General features: G+C 59.3%; 12 protein-coding genes. 1 reads left to right on the top strand and 11 read right to left on the bottom strand.

Annotated elements, in window-relative coordinates; genetic code table 11:
- Positions 1-12: 12 nt before the first annotated feature.
- The 11 genes from PACILC2_RS08285 to PACILC2_RS08240 form a co-directional block, all read right to left on the bottom strand.
- Positions 13-885 (bottom strand): sugar phosphate isomerase/epimerase family protein, encoded by an 873-nt coding sequence (locus PACILC2_RS08285; RefSeq protein ID WP_213528516.1) that lies wholly within the window; start codon positions 883-885, stop codon positions 13-15.
- 24 nt (positions 886-909) lie between these two features.
- Positions 910-1668, bottom strand: coding sequence for a sugar phosphate isomerase/epimerase family protein (locus PACILC2_RS08280; RefSeq protein ID WP_213528515.1), 759 nt, complete (start codon positions 1666-1668; stop codon positions 910-912).
- A gap of 199 nt (positions 1669-1867) precedes the next feature.
- Positions 1868-3634, bottom strand: coding sequence for a hydantoinase B/oxoprolinase family protein (locus PACILC2_RS08275; RefSeq protein ID WP_213528514.1), 1767 nt, complete (start codon positions 3632-3634; stop codon positions 1868-1870).
- Positions 3624-5123 (bottom strand): hydantoinase B/oxoprolinase family protein, encoded by a 1500-nt coding sequence (locus PACILC2_RS08270; protein ID WP_213528513.1) that lies wholly within the window; start codon positions 5121-5123, stop codon positions 3624-3626. Before PACILC2_RS08270 ends, PACILC2_RS08275 begins: the two co-directional genes overlap by 11 nt.
- Positions 5120-7189, bottom strand: coding sequence for a hydantoinase/oxoprolinase family protein (locus tag PACILC2_RS08265; protein WP_213528512.1), 2070 nt, complete (start codon positions 7187-7189; stop codon positions 5120-5122). The genes PACILC2_RS08270 and PACILC2_RS08265 overlap by 4 nt, the downstream gene beginning before the upstream one ends.
- 83 nt (positions 7190-7272) lie before the next feature.
- On the bottom strand, positions 7273-8037 hold the full coding sequence (locus PACILC2_RS26595) for a cytosine permease (protein WP_244863357.1): 765 nt from the start codon (positions 8035-8037) through the stop codon (positions 7273-7275).
- 199 nt (positions 8038-8236) lie between these two features.
- On the bottom strand, positions 8237-8608 hold the full coding sequence (locus tag PACILC2_RS26590) for a hypothetical protein (protein ID WP_244863356.1): 372 nt from the start codon (positions 8606-8608) through the stop codon (positions 8237-8239).
- A 50-nt stretch (positions 8609-8658) separates the two neighbouring features.
- Entirely contained in the window at positions 8659-9030 is a 372-nt protein-coding gene (locus PACILC2_RS08255) for an OsmC family protein (protein ID WP_213528511.1), read from the bottom strand.
- 45 nt (positions 9031-9075) lie between these two features.
- Complete coding sequence (locus PACILC2_RS08250; RefSeq protein ID WP_307860453.1) at positions 9076-9717, bottom strand: TetR/AcrR family transcriptional regulator; 642 nt, start codon at positions 9715-9717, stop codon at positions 9076-9078.
- 303 nt (positions 9718-10020) lie between these two features.
- On the bottom strand, positions 10021-10707 hold the full coding sequence (locus PACILC2_RS08245) for a zf-HC2 domain-containing protein (protein WP_213528510.1): 687 nt from the start codon (positions 10705-10707) through the stop codon (positions 10021-10023).
- On the bottom strand, positions 10704-11300 hold the full coding sequence (locus tag PACILC2_RS08240; protein ID WP_213528509.1) for an RNA polymerase sigma factor: 597 nt from the start codon (positions 11298-11300) through the stop codon (positions 10704-10706). The genes PACILC2_RS08245 and PACILC2_RS08240 overlap by 4 nt, the downstream gene beginning before the upstream one ends.
- Before the next feature lie 216 nt (positions 11301-11516).
- Between PACILC2_RS08240 and PACILC2_RS08235 the strand changes: the two genes are divergently transcribed.
- The gene (locus PACILC2_RS08235) at positions 11517-12683 is read left to right on the top strand and encodes a COG1470 family protein (RefSeq protein WP_213528508.1); all 1167 of its coding nucleotides are present in this window, start codon (positions 11517-11519) and stop codon (positions 12681-12683) included.
- Positions 12684-12715 lie beyond the last annotated feature (32 nt).

Here is a 12715-nt window from a genome sequence, read left to right as displayed (position 1 = left end):
TCGGAATAGGAATCACGCCTCTTCCCACAGACGGCGGACATTGTCCATCCCGATTTTGGAGCCGATCCTGCAATCCTCCATCCCTTCGAACTCGACGGTCACGTATCCGTCGTAGCCCGCATCCTTGATAATCCGTATAATCCGGCGGATGTCCAGGTCGCCGTGTCCGACGATCGCTCCGCGCAAATAGTTGCCGCTCGCGGTGCGGAACCATTCGCCGCCGCCCGGGTCCTGATCGTACGGCCGGATATAGAAATCTTTGAAGTGAATGAGAGATGCGTAAGCAATGTTGCTTTTGACCCCGACGATCGGGTCTTCGTCCGCGCACAGAAAGTTGCCGACGTCGAGCGTCGTGCGAAAATTGGGACGGTCGACCAGCTGCAGCACCCGCTGCACGCGGTCGCTCCGCTGCACGCTGAAGCCATGATTTTCGATCGTCGTCGTAATGCCGAGCGGAGCGGCATAATCGGCGATCCGGCGGGCGCCCTCGACAATTTGCGGCAGCGAATCTTCGAAATAGCGGATCGTCATCTTCTCCTTCGGCAGCGAAAACGCTGTCACATCATGACGCATATGGCGAATGCCCATCCGGTGAAGCAGATCGACGTGCTGCTTGACACGCTCGACCTCCTGCTCGAATTCCGCCTCCGTTTCCTGCACGAAATTGGCCGGCATCGAATAGTTGGAAAGCTCGATTCCTTCCTTCGCCGCCTTCTCGGCCACGGCGTCCGCCAACGCCGGATTGTCGACGAGGGTGAAGCCGTACGGCACGATCTCCATATGCTCGCCGCCGTTTTCCTTGATCCAGGAGATAACATCCAGTACGGTCATTTCGCCGCTTTTAATCGCTTTCAGCAAACTGTAGGTGCTCAATCCGATTTTCAATGCAAGCTCCTCCTTCTTGCGGTTCTACAGCAGCTTTTTCAGATTGTTCAAGCTGATCGCCAAGCTTTCGAACGGGTCGCGTCGGCACTGGTCCTGCTCGACCACATACCACTCCACGCCGGTTTCGCGGCAAGCTTGCACAATTTGCTCGAAATTGAGATTGCCTTCGCCGATTTCCGCGAATATTTGCTTGTCGTCCACAATCGCCATATCTTTCAGATGAATGACGCCCATTCGCCCTTCCACCCGCCTGATCCATTCCACCGGGTCCGCTCCGCCGGCCTGCACCCAATAGGTGTCAAGTTCGAAGCCGAACGCATCGCGGTCGCTTTCCTCCAGCAAAATCGCCATGCCGGTGCGGCCGTCATATTTTTCGAACTCGAATTTATGATTATGATAAATAAATTGCAGGCCGTGCTCCTTCAGACGTTTGCCGATTTCCGAAGCTTCCTTCGCGAAAGCGGCATAGCCTTCGCCTGACCGGTACTCCGCCGGAATGCCTCCCAGACCGACGTAACGGCAATTCCACAGCTTGTGCTGACGCACGACATCGTCCAGCTTATGCTTCAGGCTGTTGTAATCGACATGCGTCGCGCAAATGACCAGGCCCGCTTCGTCAGCATGCCGCTTTACCTCTTCCGGATTGATCGGCCCGAGACCCGACAGCTGCACCGATTGGTAGCCGATCTCCTTCACTTTGAGCAGCGTCTCGCGCAGCTGTTCGCCGGTGCGGCAATAATCGCGCAGCGTATAGAGCTGGACTGCGATGTCGGACAATTTCATTCCTCATGCACCTCCAATAATGTACATGCATCATAAATATTGGCACTTCCTTTTAATCGTTCTCCTCTCGGCGCCCCATTCCTGCTTGCTGCGCACGATTATTTTCGGCGTTATTACGCGCCAAAAGAAACCGCGCCGAATCCTTCGCCGTTCAACCAGCGAAGGATTCGGCGCGGTGTGCCGATCATTTTAAACCGGTTTACTTTCGTTTCGATTCCTTCAAGCGGGAGCGATGCGCCTCCGTTGCGTCCGCATCCAGCCGATAGCCGCCTTTGCCGTCCTCCCGGACGATAACGCCGTAATCGCGAAACGCGCCGTCGACCGAGACATATCCGTTGCGCACATCGTCCAGCACTGCCTCCGGATCGCGGTCCAGCGGACTGCCCCAGCCGCCGCCGCCGGACCGCTGAAACGTAATGATCCCGTTCGGCGGCATCGGGTAATCGAAGACCGTCTCGGGAACATCCATCGCGCCCGGCTGGCCGTCGTTGATGACGACCTGGTTGGCGGGACCGTTCCCTCCGCCGCAAAACCCGCGAATCGTATTGCGGACCCCTGCCATCATGACGCTGGTCCGGCTCTCCGCAAGATGCTGGATTTTCACCTCGAGCCCCGGCGCGCCGCGCCACTTTCCGGGACCGGTATAATCTTCGCGGTATTCGTGCTTCAGAATCCGGCACGGATACTGATATTCCGTCATTTCGATCGAAGGCAGAATAACGCCGGTCATAACCGGCGGATACAATCCCCAGCCATCCGTTCCGTAGGCTGCGCCGGCTCCGCCCGTGTAACCGAAGAAATTCAGGTTGACCCACGGTCTGCCGTCTTCGTATTCGCCGTGCGAATAAGCGAGCGGCAGCTTGTGCGCATTGACGCCTACCCGCTCGGGCGCACATTGCGCCAGGGCCAGCAGCACCGCTTCCGCGATTTCCGCCCCGACGCACGCCGTTGCGTGGCCGCAAGGAGCAGGAAGCTTCGGATTGACGACCGTGCCGAGAGGCGCGGTAACGGTGACGGGGTTCATATACCCTTCATTGATCGGGATGTCTTCGTCGCAGCAGGTCGATACCGCGACGAAAGCAAATGACGTCGTATTCGACAACGGGCTGTTGATGAAGCCCGAAACTTGCGGCGACGAGCCCGTAAAGTCGATATGCAGGTCGCTCCCTTTGACGGTAACCGTCGCCTTCACCCGAATGTCGCGGCGGCCCTGGAAATCATGATCCGCGAACGTCTCCGCCGTATACGTCCCGTCCGGCCAACTGCCGATTTCCTCGCGCACCCGCCGCTCCGTATACGCAATCCGGCTGTCGATCGCTTCCCGAACCTGATCGCCGCCGTACCGCTCAAGCAGCGTCCGGATGCGCTCCTCCGCCACCCGGCAAGCCCCGATCATCGCATCCAGATCGCCTTCCAGCCAATGCTCCAGCCGGTTGTTGCCGAGTATCATCTCGAATACGTCGCGCCGCTTCTCTCCCCGCTCGTACAGCTTGATCGGAGGGATGCGCAAACCGTCCTGCCAGATGTCGCGGGACCTTGGGTTATAGCCGCCGGCGACCGGTCCGCCGTTATCCCCCATGTGGCTGCGCACGGCCGGAAGCAGCACCGGCTTGCGCCCGTGAAACACCGGCGTAACGATCGTCCAGTCGAGGCTGTGGGAACCGCCGTAATACGGGTCGTTCACAAGCAGCACGTCGCCGGGATGCAAATCGTAGCGAAAAGCTTCCACCAGCCGGTCCACCGCGCTGACGACCGCGTACAGATGCAGCGTACATCCGGGCGCCTGCGCGACGAGACGCGACTTGTTCCCGTGCAGATCGAAGATGCCTGTCGTATAATCATGCGCTTCGTTGAACAGTGGGGAACGGGAAGTTCGGGTGACGACTGCGCTCATCTCCTGCGCGACGGAATCGAGCGTCCCCCCTACAACTTGGGACAGTATTCGTTTGTTCCAATCATTCGCCATCCTGCACCGTTCCCTTCTGTCCGCCGTGAGGCTCCGCATCCGCATAACGGAACGTGAGGACATCCCCTGCCCGGAGCGGACGGCTCGCGCCTTCATCGCCGTGATCGTCCTCGCTTACGTCGATGCTGCCCCGATCAGGCTCGAACAATTGATATTCCCATGTGCCTTTCAGCACTTTCAGCCGCACCGTCACCCCTTCATCGCCGCGCTCATCGGTTTCGCGCTCGCGCGAATCGATGCGAAAGCCGCTGCGCAACTCCAGCTCCTCTGCGGATACGAGTCTTCCCGCTCCGCTAAGTCCTGCCGGTCCCCAACCGTCCGCGGACACCGGAAAACCCGGATCGATCCATACCGGCACGACCGAAGGGGAAGATCCGATCGGCGGGTACAGCGTCATCCAGGGGCCCGGCCCGTGGACGGCGACGAAAGGTTTGCCGCTCGTGCGGAGCGCGCCGGTGACGGCGGCGGCGACGGCATGGCCGGTCAGGCGGCTGCCGAGCCCCGTCGCCGCCGGGAAATCGGGCGAAAGGATGCAGCCCTGAGGAAAGTGAAAGACGAACGTTTCCAGCAGTCCTTCGTTAATCGGCAGCTCGTCGATGCTGTTAGCCGCCGCGGCGATGACCGCGCATGCTTTGGCCGTCTGCGGCGTAGCATTGTACGGAGCCGATTGCTGCCCGCTGGTGCCGGCAAAGTCGAAATGAAAGGTGCCGCCGTCCCTTCTGGCCCTGACCCGAATCGTACCGGACGCCTCCCTGGACGGAATATCCGCTTCGCCCACATATTCACTCCCGGCTTCCGGCAATCCCCGCAGCACTTCCGCACTCGTATAAGCGAACATCCCTTTGATCGCCCGTTCAACCGTTTCCCCGCCATACTGTTCAAGAAGAAGGAGAATCGAACGCTGCGTTTCCAGGCAGCAGGCGTACATCGCATCGAGATCCGCCGCGATCCAGTCCGGCGTCCGGCTGTTGGCGGTCAGAAAACGATGGACGTCGCGCTGCAGCTTGCCCCCTGCGTACAGTTTCAGCGGCGTCACCCGCATATTTTCCTGCCACAACTCGAAAGCCGACTCGTTGAAACCGCCCGGGATTTCGCCGCCCATATCGGCCATCTGCGCCCGAATCGCCGGAAACGGCACCAGTTCGCCACCGGCAAATGTCGGCACCACAAGCGTCAGCGTCTGCCCTTTCGTGCCGCCTCCGTACGGATCGGCTGTCACGATGACGTCCCCTTCGGCGATATCGTAAGCGAAGAAGTCGAAAGCGTGACGGACGGAATCGCGCAGCGCGTACAGATGTTCCGGCTCGAATTGAACCTGATGCGCCAGCTCCAGCCGCGGCGTCAGAACAGCCGCCGCAAAGGCGCGCTTCTCGGCTATGAGCGGGGAGCGGGACATGCGCTGCAGCCGTTCTCCCGCGTACCGGTTCAGGGAAGCGAGCTTGCCGTACACGATTTGCTCTTCGATTCGATCAGCCGCTGATACAGTCATCGCCCTCCCTCTCTTTCACGGCGGATTTCGATCATGCAATTGCCGAACGCATCGATCAGCGCCTCGTGCTTCGGATAGACGACGATCGTCGTCCCCCATTGCTCGATAACGGCCGGGCCGACGATCATATGTCCCGGCCTTAACAGGTCGCCGTTATATACAGCCGCTTCCACCGGCTCGGCGCCGAAATAGACGGTTCGCCGTCCGGTCATCGCAGGAGCCGGATCTTCGTCTCCGAACGGCTCCTCATGAAGCGGAATGCGGTCCCGAACGCCGAGCAGATCCAGCCGCAGGTTCAATATTTCCACCGGGGAATGCGGATTCTGATGCGCGAACAGCCGCTCGTGAATGTCGTGGAACTGCGCGATGGTCGCCTCCATATTGAGCGCCGTCACTCTGCGGGTGCGCGTCTTGATCGGCACCGTCACTTCGTGAACCTCGCCCTCGTAGCGCAGATCGACGTAGCGCCGCGTCTCGAACCGGATCGCCGTGCGGCCGCTCCCCAATTTCTCCCGGGCGGCTTGCTCCATCTCGTCGAACAAGCGGTTGATCGCGTCGAGATCGACCTTGTCGGCCCGCTCGAACCGGGTGCGCAGCTCCGTCACCTTCAAATTGGCGGATACGTCGCCGAGCGCGCAGAGAACGGGCGCAAACCGCGGCACGATCACCGTCTCGATGCCGAGATCTTCCGCCTGGCGTCCCGCATGGACCGCCCCTGCTCCGCCCGCCGCCAGCAGCGCGAACCGGCGCGGATCGTAGCCGCGCTGCGTCGTCACGAAGCGGATGGCATTCGACATATTATTGTTGACGACTTCGGAAATCGCGAGCGCGGCTTCGATGACCGTCAGGCCGAGCGGCTCGGCGACGTGACGGCGGATGGCTTCCTCCGCGGCCGCCGCGTCCAGCTTCATCTCCCCGCCCAGAAAACGGTCGGGATTGAGATAACCGAGCACGAGGTTGGCATCCGTCACCGTCGGCTCGGTGCCTCCCCTTCCGTAGCATGCCGGCCCGGGATAGGAGCCCGCGCTGCGCGGTCCGACTTGCAGCAGCCCGCCGCTGTCCACCCAGGCGATGCTGCCCCCTCCGGCGCCGACCGTATGAATATCCAGCATCGGCAGCGCGATGCGGTAGCGGCTGATCCAGCTCTCCGTCGTCAGTGAAGGCTGCAGCTGTTCGATGACCGCGACATCGTAGCTTGTCCCGCCCATATCGACGGTGATCAGGTCGGAATGACCGATCCGTTCGCCGATAAACGCCGCGGCGGTAACGCCGCCGGCCGGGCCGGACAGCAGGCATCCGGCAGCCAGCTTTCCGCTCTGCACGATGTTCTGTACGCCGCCGTTCGACTGCATGACGAACAGTTCGCCGGCGAAGCCTTGCTCGTGCAGGGAACGTTCCAGATTTTCCAGATAGCGCTGCAGCGCAGGGCCGGTATAAGCGTTGACGATCGTGGTGCTTACTCGCTCGAACTCGCGGATTTGCGGCAGCACCTCGCTTGAGATGGAGACGAACAGCCCGGGCGCCTCCTGCTCGATCATTTCCTTTACTCGCAGCTCGTGCGCCGGATTAATGAAACTGAACAGGAAGCATACCGCAATCGCCTCTACACCTTCGTCCACGAGAAAACGGACCGCTTTCCGAACCGCATCCTCGTCCAGCTCGCGAATGACGTTGCCGGCGGCATCCAGCCGTTCCGGCACGCCGATGCGAAGCCGTCTCGGCACAATCGGGTAAGGCGCCGGCAGCCTTGGCGAAAAGACGCTTTCCTTATATCCCCGGCGAAACTCGATTTCGTCGCGGAACCCTTCGGTCGTGAGCAGCCCGACCTTGGCCCCCGAATATTCCAGCAGCGTGTTGGTCGCCACGGTCGTGCCATGCACGATGAGTGAGCAGCGGCTAAGAAAATGTCCGGTCTCCTCGCCGAGCATGCCTGCGATTTTGGCGATTCCGTTCATGACGCCGATCGACGGATCGGGCGTGGACGGCGTTTTCGTCGAATGAAGCCCACCCTTGCCGTCCAGCGCTACAAGATCGGTGAACGTGCCGCCCACGTCGATTCCAAGCATCCAGGAAGTCTGCTCGTTAGAAGATATATTCACAGTTCACCCCTCCAGAAATGGATAGAATTGGCCATAAAGCGGCAGCGCCTTTAAAACCCGGTCGAATCTTCGCGAGAGCGGCCGAAAGCGTACGGAACGCGAAGCGCATGCAAGACCGAAGCGACGACCGCATAGCCCGCGAATCCGAGCAGCGTCGAGTTGATCGGACCGATGCCGAACGTGATTTTCGTGGAGATGAAGCCGGCCAGTACCACGATGACGATCGCCGCCGCATTGACCGTCGGATATTCGGTGCCCGCGCCGAAACGATAGCCGCTCTTCCGCACATATGGCGCAATAATAAAATGGTCGGCGATCATGACGCCGGCGATCGGCGGAACGTAGGCGCCAAGCAGATTCAGAAACGGCACGAAATGATCCTGGATGCCGATGAGCGCAATGACGATGCCGAGTCCGCCCATCACCAGCACCAGCACCGATTTCGGTACGCGCACGACGTTGCGCATCCCAAGAGCGCCGGTGTACAAATTGTTGTCATTGGTTGTCCATTGCGCAAAGACGAGAATAAGGAAAGCGAAAAATCCGAGTCCGATCTGCGCCATCGCCGCCGGAATGTTCGGCGTGGAACCGATGCTCGGCACCTGGGCCGCAAACGTCATCGCCGCACCGGCAACGATGCAGAACAATCCGCCGAGGAAGTAGCCTGATGATGTGCCGAGTCCGCCCTTAAGCGGAGATTGGGCATAGCGGGAAATGTCCGGGAACACAACGGCGCCGAGAGCAGCATTGCCAACGACGAGCGTAATGCCGGCGAACAAGGTGATCGGATCGCCGATCGGCTGAGCGCTGAACAAAGAGTCGAAGCTGCCCGAATGCTGAACGGCGGCAAAAAGCCCCAAACGGACAGAATGACGACGAGCGGGACGGCGATGATGCTAAGAGCAGCCAAACCGCGGTAACCGATAAATGCTGTTGAAATCATCAAAATGCCGCCCCAGACGATCGCCGCCTGCTGGTCAGTAAACCAATAACCGGGAAACATCTGTTCGATTGTCATGCCGAAGAAAGCGACCTGCCAGGCAAACCAGCCGATTCCGAGCGTAATGGACAGCACGAGACCGAACAATCCGGCGCCGGCGCGTCCGAACGCATGCCGGGCCAGCACCGTGGTGGAAACGCCGTATTTCGCCCCCATCCACCCTTGAAAAAACCGTAAACGGCAAGAATGAGCATGCCGAAAACGCCTGCAAGAACAGATTGCCCGAACGTGAGCCCGGCGGCGAGCGCTCCGCCGGTAAACAGCGTTGATAATGAAATGATCCAGGCGCAGCTCGTAACGGCAATGTTCCATGACGGCTTGCGCTTGTCCGCCGGGACCGGAATGATGGAATAATCTTCGATTCCTGATTGATGTTGTTGCAGCATAAATTGTTCGCATCCTTTCGAATGATTCCTAGATTTGGGGATGCGCAGCCTTATATCGTTTCGTAACCGATCTCCGCACCCCGTTTTAACGTATTGCCGATCGTACAGATTTGCGAGGCTTGCCGCAGCAGCTTGTCCTTGTACTCCGGATGAAGGTATGCCGGCAATTGCACTTCGACGTTGAAGCTTTCGAGCCGCGGCACGCCCGATGCCGATTTGTTCGAATGGACAACAACCGTAAAATCGTCCGCCGAAACGCCGTCCTGATCCATTCGAATGTTAAGCGATTTCGCGACGCACAGTGCAAGCGAGCTTTCCAGCAATTCGACCGGCGTCCACGCCTGCGACGCCTCCGTTCCCCAGATCGCCTGCCGGCCGTCCTGAACGTGATACTTCCCTTCGAACCATTTCACTGTGATCACAGCTTCCTCCCTCTCGGCACCATGCCGGAAAAACAATTCTGTCGTTCATTTGCCCAATAATCCGAAAAATTCAAATCTGGCCGTCTCCGCCGCCAACTCTTCCGGCGTCCGTTCGGGAATTTGCGATCCCGCTTCAAGCGGGCCGAACAGCCAGCGGGCCGCTATTCCTTCGATCAGGCTCATAAGCAGCGCCGACCTGACTTCGACGTCCATCGTATCCGGCAGCATGCCGAGTTCGATCGCCCGCCGAATGTTTCGCCGGAAGGCGAGCTCCATCGATACGCGCGCTTCATGGGCGGCTTGCCGGATCGTCTCGTCCCATCCGCTTCCCGACAACATAATTTCCATAAAATGACGGTTGGCGAACGCGAATCGGAAAAATCCGGTCAACAGCTCCTCCGACGAGCGCAGCATGTCTTCGACGGTGCCGACTTCCTTGCGGTAGCCTTGCCCGATCACTTGCAAAAGCTGCTCCTGGCCGTTGCGGATAATTTCGAGCACAAGCGCTTCCTTGCTTTTGAAATACCAGTAAAAGGTACCTTGCGCCACGCCGGCCTCACCGACAATATCCGAAATTTTCGTTTTGTGGTAGCCGTACTTGGCGAAACGTTCGAGCGCGATCTTTATCAGCAATTCCTTGCGCCCCGTGTCTTTGGCCTTCAACTCTTTATGATCGGTTATCGTCACCACACCCTTGATTGATTAGTCAGTCAGTTTGCTTGTTGAATAAATCTTATCGGATAACTATGATATTGTCAACAAAAAATGCGCGTATCCGTATGACGCCAAATTTCGGTGAGGATTCCAGGAGAGTGCAAGAGAGAGGAGAAGTTACAGACATGCGGTGAAAGAGGCGGACAGGCATACGGCCGGCGCCGGCAAGCCGTCATTCGAACGCCGGCCGTTGTGAGGATATTCGTCAACGCCGTTGCAGCATAAACACCAGCGCTTCCGATGAAGGAAGTGAAGAGCTGCCCCGCGGTTCCATCGTCAGCACGATGTTGTCGGCGGACGTGAGCGCCTCTGCCTTGACGAACAGATGCGCCAAATTTTTTCTTTGAAGCTGAGCGTGCCGAGCTTGGCGTGCCCGTCGCCCTTTACGGCCCACACCTGCAAGGCGTACCCGTCGCTCGGCAGCGTTCCTTCCAGCAAAATAAGCGCTTCGTGGGAATTATCGTTAAACCAGATATACCCTTCGCCCAGCATATGGTTCGTCAGCCGAACATGATAATTGGCCGTGAACGGATCGTTCAGAAAGGCGACGGCTGCCGGTTCATGCTCGGCGACGTAACGGTTCCGCCGCTCGGACGAACCGTCGATGTGGAACAGCCCGGCGAGCGCGGTCAGCAGCATGATCGCGCAGGCGGCCGCCGCCATCCATTTGCCGCTGTGCTGGCGTATCGACCGCCTCAGGCCGATGAGGCGCAGACGCCGGCGCAATTTGCCGCGGACCGATTCGGAAGGAAGAGCGGAGCCGTCGGCCGCCGCCGGCGGCGCGAGCAGCGGCCGCCAGATGTCCGCGATGCCGCTGCATGCGGGACATTCGGCCACATGAGCCGCCAGCAAACGATGCTGATCGTCCGGCAGGCGGCCAAGCAGCCAATCGACCAGCGTCTGTTCACCGATTCCCCGTTCGCACTGCCGCTTAGGCGAACCGTTTCCCGTTTGCGCGATCATTTGTCTTCCTCCTTCCGAATTCCCGTTTCCTGCATCCAGCCGAGCTTGTCGAACTGCTTCCGAATATTATGAATGCCGTAACGAACCCACGATTTCACCGTGCCGAGCGGCACGTTCAGGGCCGCCGACATCGTCGATTGCGTTTCGTTGCCGTAATACTGGCTGACGATGGCTTGCCGCTGCCGCAGCGGCAAGTGTCCGAGCGCGTGGACAAGCGCCTCCCGCTGCATCCGGTCCAGAACGAGCTCCTCCGGTCCGGGCTCGCCGCCTGCGCGGAAGACGGCCGTATCCGATTCTTGAAGCAGCGTCGTCCGTTTTTGGCGGCGCAGCCGATCCAGACACCGGCTGCGCGTCATGACCGCAAGCCACGACTCGATCGATCCCCGCCGCGAATCGTAGCCGCTTCCTTTGCGCAGCACTTCGAGAAATACGTCGTGGCACACATCCTCCGCTTCCATCCGGTCGCCGACGACGCGCATGGCCACCTGAAAAACGAGCGGCATGTACCGCTCATAGAACTGCTCGAACGCTTCGGCCGAGCCGCTGCACATTTCCGCAAGCAGCGCCGCCGATTCGCCGCCAGTCCGGTTCATTCGGCTCCCCCCTTCAACCGGTCGAACCCGCTGTTTCGCATCGAACTTCCCTATATGTTTCGTTGTATCAAAAAAATCCGTTCTGAAAAGAGCGGTCAAAAGTTCGGATAAAATTTTTCATTTTCCATAAATCCAAGCCGTCGCCTCGTGCGTACCCAATATGAAAAGCGGTTCGGTCGCGAACCGCGGACAAGATCAATTCAGGAGGGGATCTGCATGCGTGCCGCATGCCGCAGGACCATTGTATCGTTGGTATTGGCCATTATTCTCGGATTGGGCGGAACCGCCGCCGGCTTCACCGGCTCTGTCGTTTCCGCCGCTTCGGCGGTCGAGCTTTACACGCCGTACCTCCGGCTTTCGGCTCCGCCGGGTGAATCGATCACGTACTCGATCGACGTCATCAACCACGGCAGCTCGACGGCAACGGTCGACCTCGGGTTCAAGGCCCAAAGCGCCGACTGGGAATATGAGATGACCGCCGGAGGACGAAACGTCAGCCGTCTGGCCGTCAAAGCGGGGGAATCGCAATCCGTCAGCCTGACGCTGCACGTTCCGCTCGAAGTGGAAAAAGGGGTATACCAATTTGAAGTATCCGCCAGCGGCAGCGTTCTTCCGCTTGCCGTGGAAGTATCGGAGAAAGGCACGTTCCGGACCGAGCTGGAGACGGATCAGCCCAACATTCAAGGGCATGCCGATTCGACGTTCTCCTTCACGGCAACGCTGCGCAACCGCACTGCGGAAAGCCAGACTTACGCCTTGAGCGCAGCAGCCGATCCCGGCTGGAACGTCACGTTCTCATCGGGCGGCAACAATGTGTCGTCGCTCGAAGTGGAGCCTAACGCGGAAAAATCGGTCACGATCAATGTAGAACCGCCGGATACGGTCAAGGCCGGCACCTACGAAATTCCGATCAAGGCGACGACCAATTCCACTTCGGCCGAAACGAAAGTCGAAGTCGACATTACGGGCACATACGGCATTTCGGTCAGCACGGCCGATGAACGGCTGAATGCCAACGTGACGTCCGGCTCCTCCAGCAAAGTCGACCTCGTCGTTACCAATTCCGGCTCGGCCGAACTGAAAAATGTCAATATGTCGGCATCGAGTCCTACCGGCTGGGAAGTCTCGTTCGACAAGCCGACCGTCGAAAGCATCAAGCCGGGCGAATCCGCACGCGTGCAAGCGACGATCAAGGCGTCCAAGGAAGCGCTGCCCGGGGATTACGTCGTAAGCATCACCGCCTCTTCGGCTGAAAAATCGGCTGACGCGCAAATCCGCGTGGCGGTCAAATCGTCGGTATTGTGGGGTTGGATCGGCATCTTGATCATTCTTGCCGTAGCGGGGGGCATCTATTATCTGTTCCGTAAATACGGGAGGCGTTAACCGTGAATCAATCCGCGCATGAAGCAAACGGC

This window comes from Paenibacillus cisolokensis (assembly GCF_018403665.1).
In the GTDB taxonomy this organism is placed as follows: Bacteria; Bacillota; Bacilli; order Paenibacillales; family Paenibacillaceae; genus Paenibacillus_AH; species Paenibacillus_AH cisolokensis.
This window is presented reverse-complemented; position numbering and strand designations above follow the sequence as displayed.